We start from the raw sequence: 20,613 nt of genomic DNA, 5'->3' as shown, positions 1-20,613 counted from the left end.
TCCGTCACCTGCCGGGGGTCGTGGTCGGGGTCGTCACGGGCGTGAGGGCCGGCGTCGGGGCCAGGGTCGGGGCCGGGGTCGGGGTTGTCACCGCCACGGGGGTGGTGGGTGTCGGGGTCTGCTGCCCGGGGACGGTGGGCGTCGGAGTCTGCACCGGGACGGTTGCCGAGGAGGCGCCGAGGACCTCGGGGGCGAGCTGCGCGCTGGTCCCCCGGAGGGCCGCGGGGCTGGGGACGCCCTTCACGGTGCCGTCGGGGTCGAGGAAGGCCGGGTCGCCGCCGGGCACCATGCCGAGCTCGCGGGCCCGGCGCTGCAGGGCGTCGGGGGCGGAGTACGCGTCGATGTCCCGCTGCAGGGCCTGCTCCTCGTCGGTGAGGTTCTTGGTCTGCTTCTGCAGGTCGTCGAGTCTGAACGAGCCCTCGCTGAGGGCCGAGTTCAGCACCAGCAGGCCGATCAGGCCGCCGCCGAGGAGCAGGACGACGAGCAGGACGAACGGGGTACGGGCGGCCTGGTTGGCGCGGCCGGGCGGAAAGAGCCGGGCGAGCCGGGCGGCCCGCCCCTTGAGCTCGGGTTTCCTACTCACGTGTCCTCCGGTGGGTCCGGGGACCCCGCGTGCTCACGCCGCTCATTCAATGGACTCCCTGATCCGCTGGGCTCCCCGAAGACGCGCGGGCGCGGCCCGGCGGTTCTCGGCGACCTCTTCCTCGGTGGGAAGTTCGGCACCGCGCGTGAGCAGCTTGAGCCGGGGCTGGTACTGCTCGGGCACGACCGGCAGCCCGGGCGGCGCGGTGGACGCGGCGCCGGCCGCGAACACCTGCTTCACCAGGCGGTCTTCGAGCGAGTGGTACGACAGTACGGCGATGCGTCCGCCGACCGCGAGGGCCTGCACGGCGGCCGGGATCGCCCTTTCCAGGACCGACAGTTCGCCGTTGACCTCGATGCGCAGCGCCTGGAAGGTGCGCTTGGCCGGGTTGCCGCCGGTGCGCTTGGCGGCCTGCGGAAGCGCGTCCCGGATCAGCTCGACGAGCCGGGCGCTGTTGCTGAACGGCTCCTTCTCGCGCTCCCGCACGATCGCCGAGACGATCCGCTTGGCCTGCTTCTCCTCGCCGTACTGGAACAGGATGCGGACGAGATCACCGGCCGGGTAGGTGTTGAGGACCTCGGCGGCGCTGATGCCGGTGGACTGGTCCATGCGCATGTCCAGGGGCGCGTCCTGGGCGTAGGCGAAGCCGCGGCCGGCCTCGTCGAGCTGCATGGAGGAGACCCCGAGGTCGAACAGCACGCCCTGCACGCGCGCGATGCCGAGGCGTTCGAGTACGTCGGGGAGTTCGTCGTAGACGGCATGGACCAGGGTGGCGCGCCCGCCGAAGGGGGCGAGCCGCTCGCCGGACAGGCGCAGGGCCTCCTTGTCGCGGTCCAGGGCGACCAGACGGGCCTCGGGGAAGCGGGTCAGCAGTGCCTCGCTGTGGCCGCCGAGGCCGAGGGTGCAGTCGACGACCACGCTTCCCGGCCGCTCCAGGGCGGGTGCCAGCAGATCCAGGCACCGCTGGAGCATCACCGGGACGTGTCGACTCTCGCTCAAGGGGGCCTCTCAGTTCCGGCACGGGGGACGCACCGCCGGGTCCCCGCCCGCTCGGTACGCGCGCCGCGCACGTGGGGAGACGGACCGGGCGCGATGCCGGGGTCTCCAGGGGATTTCACCAGCGGGGAGAGCCTCGCCTCCCGCTTCGCGTCACTTTAGTCCACCGTGTCGCCCGGTCAATCAACCGGCCTGCGCGTCGCGTACGGCGTAGCGGCGGGAGACGCAATTGGATGGGAATCATCCTCACGGCCCTGGTTTGCCGTCCGTGTGGGTTACCTCACAACAAGCCACGATGACGTTCTTTGTCCCCTCTCACAGGAGGCCCTGACCGGCCGTGACCAGTAACGTCGTGACTATGACGACTTCCGCAGCAGCTCCCACTGGATCCGAAGGCGCCATATCCGACGGCGGCACCGTGACGGACCGCCTGGTCGACGCCAACCGGACCTACGCCGACGCCTTCACCGACCCCGGCATGGACGCCCGGCCCGTGCTGCACGTGGCCGTGGTGGCCTGCATGGACGCCCGCCTCGACCTGCACGCCGCGCTCGGCCTGGAGCTCGGCGACTGCCACACCATCCGCAACGCCGGCGGTGTGGTCACCGACGACGTGATCCGCTCCCTCACCATCAGCCAGCGCAAGCTCGGCACCCGCAGCATCGTCCTCATCCACCACACCGGCTGCGGCCTGGAGGCCCTCACCGAGGACTTCCGCACCGAGCTGGAGATGGAGGTCGGCCAGCGCCCGGCCTGGGCGGTGGAGTCGTTCCGGGACGTCGACCAGGACGTACGGCAGTCCATGCAGCGGGTGCGCACCTCGCCGTTCCTGCTCCACACCGACGACGTACGCGGCTTCGTCTTCGACGTCCGCAGCGGCCTGCTGCGCGAGGTCGACCCGGTCTGATCCCCCTCCCCGGCGAACCGCCCACCCCGAAAACCGCCGCCGCACCCTGTCAGGACCCTGTCGAAGAGACGGTCGAAAGCCCGTAAGACCGACATAGTGCGGGCAGTTGTCCACAGGCGAGTGACACGAATCGGTAACGGCAGCAAGAATGCGGTGTGGGACGTCGCGCGGAACCATTCACGCGTGGTGTCCGTGATTCGGGGTGGGCCGGTTATGCGAGACGAAGCGCCGGCCCGGGCAATAACGGGCCGAGGAGGGCCGGGTGACGACCTATGACGATCGAGCGAGCCTCACTGATCTGACCGCCACTGTGGAGCGGGTCCGCAGTTCGGTGGAGGGTGTGATCGAGGGCAAGCCCGAGGTCGTACGGCTTTCGCTGACCGTGCTGCTCGCCGAGGGACATCTTCTGATCGAGGACGTCCCGGGCGTGGGCAAGACGATGCTGGCGAAGGCGCTGGCGAAGTCCATCGACTGCAGTGTGCGACGCATCCAGTTCACACCGGACCTGCTGCCGTCGGACATCACCGGCGTGTCCATCTGGGACCAGCAGCGCCGGGACTTCGAGTTCAAACCGGGCGCCATCTTCGCCCAGATCGTGATCGGCGACGAGATCAACCGCGCCTCGCCCAAGACCCAGTCGGCGCTGCTGGAGTCGATGGAGGAGCGCCAGGTCACCATCGACGGGCAGACCTACGCACTGCCCAGCCCGTTCATGGTGGTGGCCACCCAGAACCCGGTCGAGATGGAGGGCACCTACCCGCTGCCCGAGGCCCAGCGCGACCGCTTCATGGCCCGGGTCTCGGTCGGCTACCCCAGCGTGGAGGCCGAGTTGCAGATGCTCGACATCCACGGCTCGGTCAACCCCCTGGACGACCTCCAACCGGTGGCACACGCGCACGACATCGTGAAACTGGTCGAGGCCGTGCGGGGCGTCCATGTCGCCGAGACCGTCCGGCGGTACGCGGTGGACCTGGTGTCCGCCACCCGCACCCACCCCGACCTCAGACTCGGCGCCTCCCCGCGCGCGACGCTGCACCTGCTGCGCGCGGCGAAGGCGTCCGCCGCCCTGAGCGGCCGGGAGTACGCGCTGCCGGACGACGTGCAGGCGCTCGCCGTGGCCGTCCTGGCCCACCGGCTGCTGCCCACCGCCCAGGCCCAGCTCAACCGGCGCACCTCGGAGCAGGTCGTCCAGGAGATCCTGCAGCGCGTCCCGGTGCCCGCGGCTCCCCAGCAGCAGTCCGGCTTCGGCGGTCTGGGCCGCGGCGTGCCGGCCTATCCCCAGCAGCCCCCGCGGAGTCGGTGATGGGCGCCCCGGCGGAGGCCGACCGCGAGGAGTCGGGGGGCGTCCGCACGGCCCTGGCCGGGCTGACCACCCGTGGCCGCTCCTTCCTGGCGGCCGGCATCGCGGCGGTGATCTGCGCGTACGTCCTCGGCCAGGCCGATCTGCGCCGGGTCGGGCTGCTGCTCGCCGTGCTGCCGCTGATCTGCACGACCGTGCTCTACCGCACCCGCTACCGGGTGTCCGGCAGCCGCCGGCTCTCCCCGTCGCGGGTGCCGGCCGGCTCGGAGGCCCGGGTCCATCTGCGGATGGACAACGTGTCGCGGCTGCCCACCGGTCTGCTGATGCTCCAGGACCGGGTGCCGTACGTCCTCGGCCCGCGCCCCCGTTTCGTCCTGGACCGGGTGGAGCCGGGCGGCCGCCGCGAGGTGTCCTACCGGGTCCGTTCGGACCTGCGCGGCCGCTATCCGCTGGGCCCGCTCCAGCTGCGCCTGACCGACCCGTTCGGGATGTGCGAACTGACCCGCTCCTTCTCGACGTTCGACACCCTGACCGTCATCCCGAAGGTGGAGCCGCTGCCGCCGATCCGGCTCAGCGGCGAGGCGAAGGGCTACGGCGACGGGCGGCAGCGCTCGCTCGCCCTGGCCGGCGAGGACGACGTGATCCCGCGCGGCTACCGCTACGGCGACGACCTGCGCCGGGTGCACTGGCGCTCCACCGCCCGCTACGGCGAGTTGATGGTGCGCCGCGAGGAGCAACCGCAGCGCGCCCGCTGCACGGTGCTCCTCGACACCCGGGGCGGGGCCTACGAGGGCGCGGGCCCCGACTCGGCGTTCGAGTGGGCGGTCTCCGGCACCGCCTCGGTCCTGGTCCACATGCTTGAACGCGGCTTCTCGGTGCGGCTGTTGACCGACACCGGCAGCTCGGTGCCGGGCGAGGGCGCCGACGGTTTCGCGGGCTCCGGCCAGGAGTCGGCGGACGCGGCCGGGCTGATGATGGACACCCTGGCCGTGATCGACCACTCGGACGGCACGGGCCTGTCCCGGGCGTACGACCTGCTGCGCGGCGGGAACGAGGGACTGCTGGTGGCCTTCTTCGGCGATCTCGACGAGGAACAGGCGGCGGTGGCCGCGAAGATGCGCCAGCGCAGCGGCGGTGCCGTCGCGTTCGTGCTGGACCCGGACACCTGGGTGCGGGAACCCACCGACGTGCCCGCGCCCGGCAACGCACACGAGGAGCGGCTGCGGATGCTGCGCGAGTCCGGCTGGACGGCCGTCGGCGTGCCGCGCGGCGCCTCGCTGACGGAACTGTGGCGGCAGGCCGACCGGGAGCGCCTCTCGGTCGCCGCGGCGAGCGGGGAGACACGGTGATGAGCGGACGGGCCCGGCTGGCCCTGACCGCGGCCGCGGCGACGCTGATGGCGTCCTGCGCCTTGCTTCCCCTGGTCTCCCCGATGACCTGGCTGTTCCAGGCGGCCCTGCTGGTGGCGGTCCAGACGGGCGTGGGCATGGCCGCCCGGCGGGTGCCGCTGGCCCGGCCGCTGACCGTGGCCGCGCAGGCCCTGGTCACGTTGCTGATGCTGACCCTGGTCTTCGCCCGGGGGCATGCGATCGCCGGGCTGATCCCGGGACCGGAGACCTTCCGGTACCTGGCCGACCTGCTCCAGCAGGGCTCACAGGACGTCAGCCGGTATGCGATACCCGCGCCGCTGACCGACGGCATCCGGCTGATGGTGATCGGCGGGGTGCTGGTCATCGGGCTGATCGTGGACACCCTCGCGGTGACCTTCCGCAGCGCGGCCCCGGCCGGGCTGCCGCTGCTCGCGCTGTACTCGGTGGCGGCGGGTCTGTCCGACGGGGCGGCCGACTGGCTGTGGTTCCTGGTGGCGGCGGCCGGCTATCTGATGCTGCTGCTCGCCGAGGGCCGGGACCGGCTCTCGCAGTGGGGCCGGGTGTTCGGCGGGGTCTCGCGGGCCCAGGGCGGCCCGGAGAACGGTGCGGTGGCGCCGGTGCGCACGGGACGCCGAATCGGTGTCGCGGTGCTCGGCGTGGCCCTGTTCGTGCCGCTGGCGATGCCCTCGATCCAGGGCGGCCTGCTGGACGGCACCGGGACCGGTGTCGGCGTGGGCGACGGGAACGGCGGCACGATCTCCGCGGTCAACCCGCTGGTGTCGCTGCGGGACAGCCTCAACGTGGACGAGGACCGCCAGGTGCTGTCCGTGCGGACCACCACCGACGACGTCTCCGACCTGTATCTGCGGATCGTCTCCCTGGACGACTTCGACGGCACCACCTGGAAGCCGGCCCAGCGGCACATCACGGGCGTGCCCAGCACGTTCCCGACCCCGGCGGGCCTGGGCGGGGACATCAAGCGGACGACGGTGAAGACGACGATCTCGGCCGCCGACTGGTACGCCCAGGACTGGCTGCCGATGCCGTACCCGCCGAGCGGGGTGAGGATCGCCGGCACCTGGCGCTACGAGCCGGTCGGGATGACCCTGGTCGGCGACCACGGGCAGAACACGCGCGGTGAGACCTACCAGGTCACCAGCCTGAACGTGCAGCCGACGCCGGAGCAGCTGGCCTCGGCGCCGGAGCCGTCGGCGGCGATGAGGAAGGAGTACACCAAGGTCCCCTCCTCGCTGCCGTCGGTGGTCGCGAAGACGGCCAAGGAGATCACCGCGGGCTCGACCAGCCACTACGAGGAGGCGGTCAAGCTCCAGGACTACTTCGCCGTGACCGGCGGCTTCCAGTACGACACCCAGGTGGAGGTCGGCCGGGGCGAGGGCGCGATCGCGAACTTCCTGAAGCAGAAGCGCGGCTTCTGTGTGCACTTCTCCTTCGCGATGGCGGCGATGGCCCGCACGCTGGGCATCCCGGCCCGGGTCGCGGTGGGCTTCGCCCCCGGCACCCCGCAGGCCGACGGCTCGGTGTCGGTGGGGCTGAAGGACGCCCACGCCTGGCCGGAGCTGTACTTCGAGGGCGTGGGCTGGACCCGTTTCGAGCCGACGCCGACCCGGGGGACGACGCCGTCGTACACCGTGTCGGACACCCCGGGCTCGTCCGTGCCGGACGAGGTCCTGCCCTCCAAGGGCGCCTCGGCGGCGCCGTCGGCCTCGCCCTCCGAGAGCGAGAGCTGCACGGCCCGGCTGCGCAAGCTGGACGCCTGCGCGAGCCCGTCCGCGGCGGGCGCGGTGCAGCGGGGCGACGGCGGGCCGCCGTGGTGGCAGCTGGCCCTGTGGGCGCTCGCGGTACTTGCCGTGCCGGCGGTACCGCTGTCGCCGCTGCTGTACCGGCGGCGGCTGCGGGCCCGCCGACTGGGGGCGTACGACCGTACCCCCGAGGGAGTGGCCGCGCACACGCTGGCGGTCTGGCAGGAACTGATCGACACCGCCTGGGACTTCGGCATCCTGCCGGACGACTCGCAGACCCCGCGCGGTGCGGCCGCCCGGCTCGTGCGGCTAGGCCGTCTCGACCCGGTCGCCGGGGCCTCGGTGCACCGGGTGGCGGACGCGGTGGAACAGGTGCTGTACGCGCCGCAGCCACGGCTGACGGCGGGGCTCGCGGACGACGTCCGCCGGGTGACGGCCGCGATCAACGGCACGGTCGGCGTCCCCACACGGCTCAGGGCGCTGTTCGCTCCGCGGTCGACCGTGCGCGTGGTGTGGGCGGCGTCGGCCGGCTGGGCACGGCTGCGGGAACGGGCCGCGGCGGCCCGGCCGACCCTGCGGAAGCCGTCGGGTCAGCAGGGCTGACGGGGGCGCGGGGCTGTATCGATGTGCGGCTCCGCCGCGTGGGCGCGGCCGGCCCCCACCGGCCCGCAGTGCCCCGCGGCCCCAGCAAGGTCCGGCAACGCCTGAGGGGTGACCGTCCAGTGACGGTCACCCCTCAGTCATGCTCTGTTCGGCGAAGCCTCTAGTGGCCCTGCTCGTCGCGTCGGCGCTGCCAGCGCTCTTCGATGCGGTCCATCATGGAGCGCTTCGGCCGGCTCTGACGGCGCGCCTGCGGCCCTCCCGCGGGCTGCTCGCCGGGCTTGGGAGCCTTGCGCCAGCCGGTGACGGCGAGTACCGCGCAGCCCAGCATGACGAGGAAACCCACCACGCTGACCCAGATCTGCTGCGCGACCATTCCGGCCATGAGGAGCGCGATACCCACGAGGAAGCCGGCGACCGCCTGGTAGACCCGTCGCCGGGTGTACGTCCGCAGGCCGTTTCCCTCAAGCGCTGTCGCGAACTTGGGGTCTTCGGCGTACAGCGCTCGCTCCATCTGCTCAAGCATTCGCTGCTCGTGCTCCGAGAGCGGCACGGCGTCCTCCTCATCGTGCAGTCGCCGGGGCGACCCGGGGGGTCCCTTCAGGATAGGCAGGGAATCGCCCCCGTGAAACCCGCCCCTCTAGGCCAATTGGCCAACCGGAACCCGCCATGACTGTCCCGGCTCGCTGAGGCTTCCATTCCCCAGTGGCCGACCCGTCATGCCGGGCGGTCTCCCTCGATCATACGGCGCAAACCCCTCGATCGGGGGGCCTGTGGCGTACTCCATCCGCTGCCGAGCCCCTGATCAGCGGCTCGGCACAGCAGACCCTCAGACCTCCGCCGCACCCGGTGTCTCGCCGAGCACATGGAGCTGGGTGGCGACGGCGTGGAAGGCCGGGAGCTCGGCCGCGGCGGCCTCCAGCTTGAGCAGGGCGTCGAGGGCGCCGGGCTCGGTGTCCACCAGGACGCCGGGGACCAGGTCGGCGAAGACCCGTACGCCGTGCACGGCGGCGACGGCGAGGCCCGCGCCCTCGACCAGGCCGGTGAGCTGCTCGGCGGTGAAGCGGCGTGGCATGGGGTCGCCGCTGCCCCAGCGGCCGTCGGGGTCCTCGAGGGCCTGCTTGGCCTCCTTGAAGTGCCCGGCGAGGGCCCGGGAGACCACGGCCCCGCCGAGCCCGGCGGCGAGCAGGCTGAGGACGCCCTCGGCGCGCAGCGCGGCCACCGTGTTGGCCACGCCCTCGGCCGGGTCGTCGACGTACTCCAGGACGCCGTGGCACAGCACCACGTCGTGGCCGCCGCGCTCGACCACGTCGAACAGGCCGTGCACGTCGCCCTGGACGCCCTTGACCCGGTCGGCGACGCCGGCCTCGGCGGCCCGGCGCTCCAGCGCGAACAGCGCGTTGGGGCTGGGGTCGACGACCGTGACACGGTGGCCGAGGCGGGCGAGGGGGACGGCGAAGTTGCCGCTGCCGCCGCCGGTGTCGAGGACGTCCAGCACGTCCCGGCCGGTGGCCTTGACCCGGCGGTCGAGGGCGTCCTGGAGGACCTCCCAGACCACGGCGGTACGGAGAGAGGCGCGGGGTCGAGTGGGGTCCGGCACGGCAGTTGACTCCTCGGCGCGGCACCGCCTGTTGCCCGGCGGCGCGAACTCGGTGCCTCCCCGGCCCGGGTGCGGGAGGAAGGAAGGCTTCAGGCGCTCTCCACCCTATTGCCTCCGCTGCCTCGCCTGGTCATCCCACGTGCCGGATCTCCCCTGCCGGTCATCCCGCGTCGGGCAGCCCTCTCCCCGGGTCGGCGTCGGGCCGTCCGCCGTCCCCGGTGTCCTGCCGGCGCGGCTGCGGCAGGACCGGCTGGAGGACGAGCATCCGCTCGACGATGCGGAGGAACATCGCCACGTCGCGTATCAGGTCGTCGGCGTCCCGGCGGCCGGCCGCGCCCTGGATGCCCGCCTCGGCGCGGGCCCGGCGGCCGGCGCCGGAGGCGAACAGGGCGCTCCACTCGGTGAGCTCGGGCGCGACCTCGGGGAGCACCTCCCAGGCGCTGCGGATGCGCGCCCTGCGCCGTGGCGAGGTCTCGGGGCGGGCGCGGGCGGCGAGCACGGCGGCGGCGGTGCGCAGGGCGGCCAGATGGGCCGTCGCATAGCGCTCGTTCGGAGTGACGAGCAGCTCGGCCTCGTCGAGGGCGGCACGGGCCTGGGTGAGCAGGTCGAGGGCGGCGGGCGGGGCCGTGGCCCGGCGGAGCACGGGGTGCACATCGCCCGCCGGGCCGGTCAGTGAGGGGGCAGGGCCGGTGGCGCGGCGCCGGTGGGCGGCGGCCGCTGACGAGTTGGCCATGACGAACCTCCTGTCGTCTGGGTGACGGCTCCCTCACACGGGGTGCCGTATGTGCCCATCGTGAGGTATGGCACTGACAATCCGTTCTGACCTGGGCTTTTGCTTCGATCGTAGGTTCGGGCTAGTTTTTGCACTGACCAGTCAGTTCAAAAACGGGTGGACGTGGAAGAGGGGGACCAGTGCACGGCGTACCTGTCACAGCCGAGCGCCTAGGGCTCAAGGGCCCGCGCGGCTGGGCGTTCCGGGGGATCTCCCTGGACGCCGGGCCGGGCGCGCTGATCGCGGTGGAGGGACCGTCCGGCTCCGGCCGTACGTGTCTGCTGCTCGCGCTCACCGGCCGGATGAAGGCCACCGAGGGCACCGCGACCGTCGGCGCGGCCCGGCTGCCCAAGCAGTTGGCGGCCGTGCGCCGGATCAGCGCGGTGGCCAACGTCGCCGGGGTCACCGACCTCGAACCCGCCCTCACCGTCGGCGAGCACCTGCGCGAACGCGCCCTGCTGCAGCGGCGGTTCGGCGACAGCCTGCGCGACCTGCTGCGGCCGCGTACGGAACGGGCCGCACGCGCGGGGCAGCGGGTCGGCGACGCCCTGGCGGCCGCCGGGCTCGACCTGGAGTCGCTGCCGAAGGGCGCCCGGACCGCCGTACGGGATCTGGAGCGGATCGAGGCGCTGCGGCTGTCCGTGGCGCTGGCCATGGTGGGGCGGCCCCGGCTGCTGGCCGTGGACGACGCGGACCTGAAGCTGTCACAGGCCGAACGGGCCGAGGTCCGGGCGCTGTTGGCGTCGATCGCCGAGGCCGGGACGACGGTGGTGGCGGTGTGCGGGGAGGCGATGGAGGCGGCCGTCGTCATACGCACCGGCAACGCGGAGGCCGCAGAGCCGTCGGAGAGGGAGGAGGCCGGTGATGCGCTCACCGCGACTGGCCGCGCTTGAGCTCAGGCGCTTCGGACGGGGGAAGCTGCCGCGCGCGGCCCTGGTGGCCCTGCTGGTGCTGCCGCTGCTGTACGGCGCGCTGTACCTGTGGTCGTTCTGGGACCCCTACGGCCGGCTGGACCGCATCCCGGTGGCGCTCGTGAACGACGACAAGGGCGCGACCGCGAACGGCAGGAAGATCGCCGCCGGCGACGACATCGTCAGCGGGCTGCGCGACAGCGACACCTTCGACTGGCACGAGGTGAGCGCCGCCGAGGCACGGCAGGGCGTCGAGAACGGCACCTATTACCTGTCGCTGACCATGCCCGCCGACTTCAGTGAGCGCATCGCGTCCAGCGCGGGCGCCTCCCCGGAGACCGGCGCGCTCCAGGTGCGTACGAACGACGCGAACAACTACATCGTCGGGCAGATCTCCCGCACGGTCTTCAACGAGGTGCGCTCGGCCGCGTCCACCAAGGCGTCCCGGTCCTTCCTGGACCGGATCTTCATCTCGTTCTCCGGCATCCACGGGCAGACCGTGAAGGCCGCCGAGGGCGCCGACACGCTCACCGGTGGCATCGGGAAGGCCGAGAGGGGCTCCAAGGACCTCGCGGACGGACTGAAGGACGCCAAGACCGGCAGCGGGAAGCTCGCCAAGGGCATCACGAAGCTGGACGCGGGCGCCGGGCGGCTGGAGGACGGTTCACGGCAGGTCGCGGACGGCACCCAGGCCCTCGCGGACCGGGTCGACGGGGTCTACGACAAGGTCGGCCCCTATCTGGCGAAGAACGAGAAGACCATCGGCGACACCGCCCGACTGGTCGCCGACTCCGCGCGGACCGTGCGCGACAACCTGGGTGTCCTGGTGAAGACGGCCCCGGCGGCGGCGAAGACCGCGCACGCGGCCGCCGGCACGCTGGACGAGGTCTACGCGGCGCGCTGCTCGGCGAACCTGCTGGCCGACCCGGTCTGCCCCGACCTGAAGAAGGCCAGGGACGCGGCCGACGACGTGGCCTCGGTCGCCGACGACCTGAACACGCTGATCGCCGACCAGAACGGCGACCTGAAGACGCTCGACGGCAACCTCGGCACGCTCCAGACGCAGGCCCAGGCCCTCGCCGACCGCGCCCCGCACCTCTCCGAGGACGTCGCCGACGCCGTCAAGAAGATCGACGAGCTGAACGACGGCGCGGCCGAGGTCGCCGCGGGTGCGAAGAAGCTGCACACCGGCCTCGGCACGGCCACCACCGGCGCGACCGGCCTCGACACGGGCCTGGGCAAGCTCAAGACCGGCGCCTACGACCTCAACGGCGGGATGTACAAGCTGGTCGACGGTTCCGGAAAGCTCGCCGGCGGTCTGCACGACGGCGCGGCGAAGATCCCCGACTACGACAAGCAGGACCGCGAGCAGCGCACCGGGGTGATGGCGGACCCGGTCCAGCTCGCCTCGCAGGATCTGCACAAGGCGCCCAACTACGGCACCGGCTTCGCCCCGTACTTCATCCCGTTGTCCCTGTGGGTCGGCGCGATGGTCGCCTACATGCTGATCCAGCCGCTCAACCGGCGTGCTCTGGCGGCCGGTTCGGCGGCCTGGCGGATCGCGCTGGCGGGCTGGCTGCCGGTGGTCGCGGTCGGGGTGCTGCAGACGGCCGCGCTGATGGCCGTACTGCACTGGGCGATCGGGCTGCAGATGGTCCGCGCGGCCGGGACGGTCGGGTTCCTGTTCCTGGTGGCGGCCTGCTTCGCGGCGATCGTGCAGTGGCTGAACGCGCGCTTCGGGGCGGCCGGGCGGATCCTCGTCCTCGCCCTGCTGATGCTCCAGCTGACCTCGGCGGGCGGCACGTATCCCGTGCAGACCAGCCCGGGCTTCTTCAACGCGATCCACCCGTTCCTGCCGATGAGCTACGTCGTGGCGGCCCTGCGGCGGCTGATCACGGGCGGCGGCCTGGGGCCGGTGTGGCAGGCGTGCGGCGTCCTGGTGGCGTTCACGGCGGGTGCCCTGGCGCTCACCGCGCTGTCGGCCCGGCGCCGCCAGGTGTGGACACTGGACCGGCTGCATCCTGAACTGAGCCTGTGAGGACGTTCATGACCTCCCCTTCCGTGCCCGCGGGGGCCGCCGTTCCTGTGAGAATCAGGACCATGGAAAGCAGCAGCACCACGGGCGGCAGCACACGCCGTGAGGCCACCCGGCAGAAGCTCTACGAGGCCGCCGTCACACTCATCGCCGAGCAGGGCTTCTCCGCCACCACGGTGGACGAGATCGCCGAACGGGCCGGGGTCGCGAAGGGCACGGTCTACTACAACTTCGCGAGCAAGTCGGTCCTCTTCGAGGAGCTGCTGCGGCACGGCGTGGGCCTCCTCACCGCCTCCCTGCGGGAGGCCGCCGAGCGGACCGCGCGGGAGGGCGGCAGCCGGGTCGACGCCCTGGACGCGATGGTCCGCGCGGGCCTCGTCTTCATCGACCGCTACCCGGCCTTCACCCAGCTCTACGTGGCCGAGCTGTGGCGCACCAACCGGGCCTGGCAGTCCACCCTGATGGTGGTCAGGCAGCAGGCCGTCGCGGTCGTCGAGGGCGTGCTGCGCGAGGGCGTGGAGAACGGCGAGTTCAGCGACGACATCGATGTCCAGCTGACGGCGGCCGCCCTGGTCGGGATGGTGCTGGTGGCGGCCCTGGACTGGAAGTCCTTCCAGCCGGAGCGCTCCCTGGACGACGTCCACGCGGCGCTGTCCCGGCTGCTGCAGGGGCGGGTGAGCGGGAAGGGCTGAACCGGATGTGCGAAGGCGCCGGCCCTCCGGTGGCCGCGTCCCCCGCGGGCCACCGTCGGACCGGCGCCTTCCGTGCACCCCCGTACTTCCCCGTTCCCCCGTGCTCCCCCGGTTTCCCGTTGTTCCCCCGGGTCCCCTCTCCCCCGTGTCTCGCTTCCGCCGACGCGAATCGGCGGAAGGAGCGGTCAAGGGCGCCGGCGCCGTTCCGCCGCCCCGTGTCGGCGGTACCGGACCCCGCGCCCCTTTCCATGTCTCCACTCTCCCGTTCACGCAGGTCGGGGCCCATCCGCGCGCGTACTCAACTCGCTCCCTAGGTACCTGTACTCAGCCCTGCGCACGCGGGCCCAGGACGCCGGGTCGCCGACTGGCTACGATCGCGTCCGTGTCGGTACTCCCTTTGGTCTTCACCAGCGGCTGGGCCAGCGGAATCAACGCCTATGCGGTGGTGCTGCTGCTCGGCCTCTTCGGCGCGACGGGCCTGAGCCACGACGTCCCAGAGACGCTGCAGCGCCCCGAGGTGCTGATCATCGCGGGCGTGCTGTTCCTCTGCGAGGCGGTCGCCGACAAGATCCCCTACGTCGACTCGGTGTGGGACTCCGTGCACACGGTCGTCCGGCCGGTCGCGGGCGCCTGGGTCGGGGCGCTGCTCGCCGGGCACAGCGGCTCCCTGTCGGACGTGGCGGCCGGGCTGATCGGCGGTTCCACGGCCCTGGCCAGCCACACCGTCAAGGCCGGGACCCGGATGGCGATCAACACCTCGCCGGAGCCGTTCAGCAACATCGTGGTGAGCCTCGCCGAGGATCTCGGGGTCGCCGGGATCGTGACGTTCGCGGTGTTCCACCCGCTGCCGGCGGCGATCATCGCGGCGGTGCTGCTGGCCACCGGCCTGATCGTGCTGGTGTTCCTGGTCTCCCGGATCCGCCGGTTCTGGCGCCGCCGCGCCCAGCGCCGGGAGGAACGGCGGATGGCGGCGCAGGTGGGACGGCCACCGGGCTGACGGCCCGCCGGACCGGGTTGTCAGTGGCGGTCGATAAAGTCGCGGGCATGGGACGGATTGCGGTGATCGGCGCCGGGATGGGCGCCATGGCGGCGGCCGCCCGGCTGGCCGTCGCGGGCCACCGGGTGACGGTGTACGAGCGCACGGAGACGTACGGCGGCGGGGTGCGCCGCTTCGAGCGGGACGGGTTCGCCTTCGACACCGGCCCGGGGCTGCTGCCGCTGCCCGCCGTGTACCGCGACCTGTTCGTGAAGACCGGCAAGGAGCCGCTGGAGGACTGCGTCGAGCTGGTCCAGGTCGATCCGTCGGCCCGGCATGTCTTCGCGGACGGCACGGAGGTGTCGCTGCCGAACGCGTCCCGCGCGGGCGTCGTCGCCGCCCTCGACGAGGCCCTCGGGCCGGGCGCCGGGCAGCGCTGGAGCGACTTCCTGGTGCGGGCGCGCGAGGCCTGGGACCGCACCCGGCGCCCCCTCCTGGAGGAGCCGCTGTGGCCGAACTGGCAGGTGCTGGCCGAGCGCGAGCCGTACCCGTCGGTGCCGCACAAGAAGCTCCTGCGCACCCGCCGGGCGAGCACGCTCGCCGAGATCGGCGCGTGGGAGCTGCGCGACCCACGGCTGGCACAGCTGCTGGACGGCTACGCGCTCGCCTACGGCGTCGATCCCGGAACCGCCCCGGCGAGCGCGGCCGTGCTGCCCTACCTGGAGCACGCCTTCGGCACCTGGTACGTGCGGGGCGGCATACGGGAGTTGGCCCGCGCGGTGTACGAGCGGTGCCTGAAGCGGCGGGTCGAGTTCGTCTTCGACGCGGAGGTCGTACGGGTCCTGGAGAAGGACGGCCGGGCGGCGGGCGTGGAGTTGGCCGACGGCACGGTGGCGGAGGCGGACTTCGTCGTCGGCACGGGTCCGTGGCGACTGGGCGGCCTGGCCGGGGACAGGGAGCTGTACGGCACGCAGGACGTGCGCCCGCAGCCCGAGGGCCGTTACACAGGCCGAGTGGTCATGTGTCTGGCGCTGCGCGGTGCGCGGGAGCCGGGCGCGGCGCACCGCACGGTGGTGCACGCCGCCGACGCCGAGGATGATCTGTCCACGTTCGGGCACGGAGAGTTGCCCGAGCTGCCGACGGTCGTCGTGGACCGGCCGGACGACCCGGCCCTGCGTCCCGACGCGGAACACGAGTCCGTGGTGGTGACGGCGACGGTGCCGTCGGCGACCGAGTACGACTGGGCCGCGCCGGGAACCGCCGACGCGTTCGCGGACCGGATGGCGGCCGCCGCCGAGCGTGCCGTGCCGGGGCTGCGGGAGCGGCTGCTGTGGCGGGAGGTCCGCACGCCCCTGGACACCGAGCGGGAGACGGGCGCCATCGGCGGTGCGGTGCCGCCGCCGGCGCTGGCCGGGGCAGAAGGCGTGCTGCATCCGGCCAACACCACGGCAGTGCCGGGCCTGTTCACCGCGGGCGGCTGGTCACACCCCGGCGGCGGGCTCCCGCACGCGGGCATGTCGGGGGCGCTGGTGGCCGGGCTGATCGTGGAGGGACCGGAGTTCCGCGGCTCGCAGTGAGCGGGCAGCCGCGCCCGGCTCAGAAACGGTACTGCTGCTCGTCGTACCCGTTGCCCTGGTGACCCTGGCCCTGGCCCTGCTGCTGGGCGTCGCCCTGGTACGGGTACTGCTGCTCCTGCGGGAGCTCGCCGCCGTAGGTCTCGTCGGCGCGCTGCTGCGGGACCCAGACGCCGCCGGCCGGGGTCTCGGCGTAGCCGCCGGTGCCGTACTGCCCCTGGGCGTAGCCCTGCTGGTCGTACTGCTGGGTGCCGTACGACTGGTCGTACCCGGTGCCGCCGTAGGTCTGGTTGCCGATGTACGGGTCGGAGTAATTGGCGTACTGCTGCTGGCCGTTCGCGTCGTAGCCGTACTGCTGCTGGCCGTACCCGGAGTAGTCGTAGGCGTAGTTCTGGTCGGTGCCCTGGGCGGCGTACGACGGGTCCTGGCCGGCGGTCGCGTAGGCGGCCTGCTGGTCGCCGGTGGCGGCGTAGCCGGAGTCGCGGTAGACGCCGTAGGAGCCGGTGTCGTCGGGGATCGGCTGCGGTTCGTACACCGCGGTGGACTCGGCTTCGGTGGGTTCGCCAGCGCGCGCGGCCGGGGTGAAGACGTCGTCGCGGTCGTAGTCGTCGCCGCCGTAGACGGGGTTGCTGCCCGTGGCGTAGGCGGACTTCTGCTCGGCGTAGGCGGCGTCGGCCGCGTCCGGGTCGGTGGCCGCCAGGCCCGGGTCCTCGTCCGGCTCACCGCGACGGCGCTTGATCAGGCCGCCGCCTTCGTCGTCCGCACCGGGGCGCTTGACGGCCCAGCCGGCCTCGAAGCCGCGGCGGAACGACAGCGTGACGTAGGTCTGGCCGACCGCGAAGGCGATCGCGCCGATACCGATGACGATCACGGACGGAATCAGGACACCGAAGACGACCCCGAGGAAGCCGACGAAGGCGAGCAGCCGCCAGCGCAGCCGCGCCTTGTACTGCAGCAGTACCTCGCCGAGCAACCACAGCGCGACGATGCCGAACGCTACGTAGAGGACCGTCCAGCCCATGTACGCCCCTCTCCCAGTGACCGCTACGCAGTGTGTCGTACTCCGGTGCGGCCGGTCTAGGCCCGCGGGGGATGGTGCAGGCCCAGGTTTTCGTAGATTTCCAGCGTCGCCGTGGAGTTGTTGAGCGTGATGAAGTGCAGTCCGGGGACACCCTCGGCCAACAGCCGCGCGCAGAACTCCGTGGCGAATTCGATGCCAATGGAGCGTACCGCCGCCGGATCGTCTTTCGCTGTGAGGATCCGCTCTTTCAGGACGTCCGGGAAGACTGCGTTGCTGAGTTTGGGCAGCCGTTCCAGCATCTTCACACTGGTGACCGGAAGAATTTCCGGAATGACAGGGGTTTCACAGCCGGCCGCGGCGACCGAGTCGCGAAGGCGAAGGTACGACTCGGGCCGGAAGAACATCTGCGTGATGGCGTAGTCGGCGCCCGCACGGCATTTGTCGACGAAGTGCCGCACATCGGTGTCCCAGTCGCCGGAGCGCGGGTGCATCTCCGGGAACGCGGCGACGCCCACACAGAAGTCGCCCGACTCCTTGATGAGCCGGACCAGTTCGGCCGCGTAGGTCAGGCCCTGCGGGTGCGCCACCCAGTCGCCCATCGGGTCGCCGGGCGGGTCGCCGCGCACGGCCAGCATGTTGCGGATCCCGGCGTCCGCGTACTGGCCGATGATGTTCCGCAGCTCGGCCAGGGAGTGGTCGACCGCGGTGAGGTGGGCGACCGGGGTGAGCGTGGTGTCGGCGACGATCTGCTCGGTCTCCTTGACCGTGCCCGCGCGGGTGGAACCACCGGCGCCGTAGGTCACGGAGACGAAGTCGGGGGCGACCGCCTCGACCCGCCGGAGCGCGCTCCACAGGTTCCGCTCGCCCTTGGGGGTCTTCGGCGCCGAGAACTCGAACGAGTACGTGGTCTTGCCGGTGGCGAGCATGTCGCGCACGGTGCGTGCGCGATCAGTCCTGGTGGATGCGGTTCCTAGGGCCATACCCGCAGGTTAGCCAGGGGTGGACGGTCACCCAACCGCACTCGGGAAAATTGCCCGAATTGTCGACCTCATGTCCGGATACTGGACAAGTTTCCGGACAGTCGGCCTGAACAGAGCGGTGGACGGAGCGTCACGCCGACCGGAGCCGCTTCGCGAACTCGGCCGCCGCCGCGCCCGGGTCGTCGGCCGCGGTGAGCGCGCGGACCACGACCACCCTGCGGGCGCCCGCGTCCAGCACCTGGTCTAGGTTGCCGAGGTCGATACCGCCGATGGCGAACCAGGGGCGGTCGGTGCCGAGGGCGGCGGTGTACCGCACCAGGTCCAGGCCGGGGGCGGGGCGGCCGGGCTTGGTGGGGGTGGGCCAGCAGGGGCCGGTGCAGAAGTAGTCCACGCCGTCCTGGACGGCGGCCGCGGCGGCCTCGGACTCGGCGTGCGTGGAGCGGCCGATCAGGACGTCGGGGCCGAGGATCGCGCGGGCGGCGGGCACCGGGAGGTCGCCCTGGCCGAGGTGGAGCACGTCGGCGGCGGCCGCGTGGGCCACGTCCGCGCGGTCGTTGACCGCGAGCAGCTTGCCGTGCCGGGCGCAGGCGTCGGCGAACACGGCGAGGTGCTCCAGCTCCTCGGCGGCCTCCATGCCCTTGTCACGCAGCTGGACGATGTCGACACCGCCCGCCAGGACCTCGTCCAGGAACCCGGCGAGGTCGCCCTGCTCCCTGCGGGCGTCCGTGCACAGGTAGAGACGGGCGTCGGCCAGCTGGGCGCGGGCGGTGTCGGTCATCGGTGTCCCCCGTTGAGTCGGTACTGGCTGCCTCAGACGGCGAGCGCCTGGGCGCGGCGCTTCACCTCCGTGCCGCGATTCTCGCTCAGGGCCTGCGCGGGGGTGCCGGGCAGGGTCTCGTCGGGGGTGAAGAGCCACTCCACCATCTCTTCGTCGGTGAAGCCGTCGTCCCGCAGGAGCGTCAGGGTCCCGGACAGGCCCTTGACGACCTTGTCCCCGTCGATGAAGGCGGCGGGGACGTGCAGCGCACGGTTCTCACCACGGCGTACGGCGATGAGCTGGCCCTCCTTGACCAGCTGCCGCACACGCGTCACCTCGACGTCGAGCATCTCTGCGATGTCGGGGAGGGTGAGCCATGCGGGGACGAGAGCATCGATGTTTGCGTCAATCTCGGTCACGGGATCTAGCGTAGGCGTTCCACTGGTTTGGGCGCGATGGGTGGTTGTTCGGGTGCGGCGCGGTGGGGGCCTGTCGCGCCCACGCGGCGGAGCCGTATGTCACGGCCCCGCGCCCCTAGCGGGGCGCTGAAGTCGCGTTCTTCAAAGGGCGGGCCGGGTCGGACAGGGCCTCGGCGTCCATTCGGGCGCTCGCCTCGATCAGTCGTCGGCCCTGCGCCAAGTCACGCGGGCGGCCCACCGCCAGTAGGGCTACCAGGCGGTCCTCGCGGAGCCAGCAGACGCTCCAGGACGGGCCGGACGGGTCGCCGCGCCAGACCATGCGGTCGGCCACGGCGTGGTGGCCGGCGTACTGGACGAAGCGGCCGAACTGCTCCGACCAGAAGTACGGCACCGGGTCGTAGACCGCGTCGGACTCGCCGAGGATGTCGGCGGCCACCGTGCGCGGGCCCTGGAGGGCGTTGTCCCAGTGGTGGACCAGAAGGCGCTCGCCGTAGCGGCCGGACGGGAAGGAGGCGCAGTCGCCGACCGCGTAGACGTCCGGGACGCTGGTGCGCAGGCGTTCGTCGGCGACCACCTCGCCGTGCCCGCCCAGCTCGATGCCGGAGCCGGCCAGCCAGGCGGTGGCGGGGCGGGCGCCGATGCCGACCACGACGGCGCCCGCGGGCACCCGCGAGCCGTCGTCGAGGACCACCGCGCCGGGCTCGACACGCGCCACACGCGCGTGTGTGCGCAGTTCGGCGCCGCTGTCGGCGTACCAGGCGGTCATCGGTGCGGCGACCTCGGCGGGGAGCGCTCCGGCGAGCGGCCGGTCGGCGGCCTCCACGACGGTGACCGCGCAGCCGGCCTCGCGGGCCGCGGTGGCGAACTCGGCGCCGATCCAGCCCGCGCCGACGACCACGATATCGTGCTGCCGGGCGAGCACGGGCCGCAGCCGCTCGGCGTCGTCGAGGGTGCGCAGCAGATGGACGCCGGGCACCCCCTCGGTGCCGGGCAGGACGACCGGCTCGGCGCCGGTGGCGAGGACCAGGACGTCGTACGGCACCGGTCCGGCCTCGGTGTCCAGCTCATGGTCGGCGGGGCGCACGGCCAGCGCCTCGCGGCCGAGGGCCAGCTCGATGCCGAGCGCCTCGAAGTCGACCTCGAAGGCGGAGCCCTCCGCCTTGCCGAGCAGTACGGCCTTGGAGAGCGGCGGCCGGTCGTACGGCTGGTGCGGTTCGGCGCCGATCAGGGTGACGGTGCCGGCGAACCCCTGCTCGCGCAGGGCGACGGCGGTCTGCACCCCGGCCATGCCCGCGCCCACGACGACCACGCGTCGCGTCTGTGACGTGCCCCGTTGCTGCGTCTGCTCGCTCACCTGATC

Annotated in this window: 19 protein-coding genes; 9 read left to right on the top strand and 10 right to left on the bottom strand. The window is 72.6% G+C overall.

The genetic code is table 11. The features are described from left to right. Positions 1–4 precede the first annotated feature (4 nt). Together AB0D85_RS05930 and rsmH are read right to left on the bottom strand one after the other, a co-directional pair. Complete coding sequence (locus AB0D85_RS05930; protein WP_362314208.1) at positions 5–583, bottom strand: septum formation initiator family protein; 579 nt, start codon at positions 581–583, stop codon at positions 5–7. Positions 584–625: 42 nt separating this feature from the next. Continuing rightward, positions 626–1,582: a 16S rRNA (cytosine(1402)-N(4))-methyltransferase RsmH gene (gene rsmH / locus AB0D85_RS05925; RefSeq protein WP_362314205.1), complete on the bottom strand. Its 957-nt coding sequence runs from the start codon at positions 1,580–1,582 to the stop codon at positions 626–628. Between the two features lie 355 nt (positions 1,583–1,937). On the opposite strand from rsmH, the gene AB0D85_RS05920 reads away from it, so the two are divergent. From AB0D85_RS05920 to AB0D85_RS05905, 4 genes are all read left to right on the top strand, one after another. After that, on the top strand, positions 1,938–2,486 hold the full coding sequence (locus AB0D85_RS05920) for a carbonic anhydrase (RefSeq protein ID WP_362314202.1): 549 nt from the start codon (positions 1,938–1,940) through the stop codon (positions 2,484–2,486). A gap of 262 nt (positions 2,487–2,748) precedes the next feature. Then, positions 2,749–3,789: a MoxR family ATPase gene (locus AB0D85_RS05915; protein WP_362314199.1), complete on the top strand. Its 1,041-nt coding sequence runs from the start codon at positions 2,749–2,751 to the stop codon at positions 3,787–3,789. Continuing rightward, positions 3,789–5,135, top strand: coding sequence for a DUF58 domain-containing protein (locus AB0D85_RS05910; RefSeq protein ID WP_362314195.1), 1,347 nt, complete (start codon positions 3,789–3,791; stop codon positions 5,133–5,135). Before AB0D85_RS05915 ends, AB0D85_RS05910 begins: the two co-directional genes overlap by 1 nt. After that, positions 5,135–7,519 carry a DUF3488 and transglutaminase-like domain-containing protein gene (locus tag AB0D85_RS05905; RefSeq protein ID WP_362314192.1) on the top strand — a complete coding sequence of 795 codons (2,385 nt, stop codon included), beginning with the start codon at positions 5,135–5,137 and terminating at the stop codon, positions 7,517–7,519. The genes AB0D85_RS05910 and AB0D85_RS05905 overlap by 1 nt, the downstream gene beginning before the upstream one ends. A 160-nt stretch (positions 7,520–7,679) precedes the next feature. Here the strand turns inward: AB0D85_RS05905 and AB0D85_RS05900 are convergent, their stop codons facing one another. The 3 genes from AB0D85_RS05900 to AB0D85_RS05890 form a co-directional block, all read right to left on the bottom strand. Then, on the bottom strand, positions 7,680–8,069 hold the full coding sequence (locus AB0D85_RS05900; RefSeq protein WP_362314189.1) for a DUF3040 domain-containing protein: 390 nt from the start codon (positions 8,067–8,069) through the stop codon (positions 7,680–7,682). Positions 8,070–8,345: 276 nt separating this feature from the next. Then, a complete protein-coding gene (locus AB0D85_RS05895) occupies positions 8,346–9,116 on the bottom strand; it encodes a methyltransferase (protein ID WP_362314187.1) in 771 nt (256 codons plus the stop codon). A gap of 160 nt (positions 9,117–9,276) precedes the next feature. Beyond that, positions 9,277–9,849, bottom strand: coding sequence for an SAV_6107 family HEPN domain-containing protein (locus tag AB0D85_RS05890; protein ID WP_362314184.1), 573 nt, complete (start codon positions 9,847–9,849; stop codon positions 9,277–9,279). Between the two features lie 179 nt (positions 9,850–10,028). Between AB0D85_RS05890 and AB0D85_RS05885 the strand changes: the two genes are divergently transcribed. The 5 genes from AB0D85_RS05885 to AB0D85_RS05865 all read left to right on the top strand — a co-directional run bounded on the left by AB0D85_RS05885 (position 10,029) and on the right by AB0D85_RS05865 (position 16,079). Next, on the top strand, positions 10,029–10,781 hold the full coding sequence (locus AB0D85_RS05885; RefSeq protein WP_362314181.1) for an ATP-binding cassette domain-containing protein: 753 nt from the start codon (positions 10,029–10,031) through the stop codon (positions 10,779–10,781). Next, complete coding sequence (locus AB0D85_RS05880) at positions 10,753–12,837, top strand: YhgE/Pip domain-containing protein (protein WP_362314178.1); 2,085 nt, start codon at positions 10,753–10,755, stop codon at positions 12,835–12,837. Before AB0D85_RS05885 ends, AB0D85_RS05880 begins: the two co-directional genes overlap by 29 nt. A 62-nt stretch (positions 12,838–12,899) precedes the next feature. Beyond that, positions 12,900–13,526: a TetR/AcrR family transcriptional regulator gene (locus AB0D85_RS05875; protein WP_362314175.1), complete on the top strand. Its 627-nt coding sequence runs from the start codon at positions 12,900–12,902 to the stop codon at positions 13,524–13,526. A gap of 382 nt (positions 13,527–13,908) precedes the next feature. Next, positions 13,909–14,523 carry a DUF4126 domain-containing protein gene (locus tag AB0D85_RS05870; RefSeq protein ID WP_362314173.1) on the top strand — a complete coding sequence of 205 codons (615 nt, stop codon included), beginning with the start codon at positions 13,909–13,911 and terminating at the stop codon, positions 14,521–14,523. Positions 14,524–14,570: 47 nt separating this feature from the next. Next, positions 14,571–16,079: an NAD(P)/FAD-dependent oxidoreductase gene (locus AB0D85_RS05865; RefSeq protein ID WP_362314170.1), complete on the top strand. Its 1,509-nt coding sequence runs from the start codon at positions 14,571–14,573 to the stop codon at positions 16,077–16,079. Positions 16,080–16,098: 19 nt separating this feature from the next. Here the strand turns inward: AB0D85_RS05865 and AB0D85_RS05860 are convergent, their stop codons facing one another. The 5 genes from AB0D85_RS05860 to AB0D85_RS05840 form a co-directional block, all read right to left on the bottom strand. Continuing rightward, positions 16,099–17,097 carry a hypothetical protein gene (locus tag AB0D85_RS05860; RefSeq protein ID WP_362314167.1) on the bottom strand — a complete coding sequence of 333 codons (999 nt, stop codon included), beginning with the start codon at positions 17,095–17,097 and terminating at the stop codon, positions 16,099–16,101. A gap of 56 nt (positions 17,098–17,153) precedes the next feature. Continuing rightward, complete coding sequence (gene metF / locus AB0D85_RS05855) at positions 17,154–18,077, bottom strand: methylenetetrahydrofolate reductase [NAD(P)H] (protein ID WP_362314165.1); 924 nt, start codon at positions 18,075–18,077, stop codon at positions 17,154–17,156. 130 nt (positions 18,078–18,207) lie between these two features. Continuing rightward, positions 18,208–18,855, bottom strand: coding sequence for a thiamine phosphate synthase (gene thiE / locus AB0D85_RS05850; RefSeq protein WP_362314162.1), 648 nt, complete (start codon positions 18,853–18,855; stop codon positions 18,208–18,210). 32 nt (positions 18,856–18,887) lie between these two features. Then, the gene (locus AB0D85_RS05845; RefSeq protein WP_362314159.1) at positions 18,888–19,253 is read right to left on the bottom strand and encodes an Rv2175c family DNA-binding protein; all 366 of its coding nucleotides are present in this window, start codon (positions 19,251–19,253) and stop codon (positions 18,888–18,890) included. A gap of 115 nt (positions 19,254–19,368) precedes the next feature. Further along, positions 19,369–20,607: an FAD-dependent oxidoreductase gene (locus AB0D85_RS05840; RefSeq protein WP_362314157.1), complete on the bottom strand. Its 1,239-nt coding sequence runs from the start codon at positions 20,605–20,607 to the stop codon at positions 19,369–19,371. Positions 20,608–20,613: the final 6 nt, after the last annotated feature.

This window comes from Streptomyces sp. NPDC048277, assembly GCF_040652235.1.
Lineage (GTDB): Bacteria > Actinomycetota > Actinomycetes > Streptomycetales > Streptomycetaceae > Streptomyces.
Note: the sequence above shows the minus strand (reverse complement) of the source record. Positions and strands in the feature narration are given on the sequence as shown.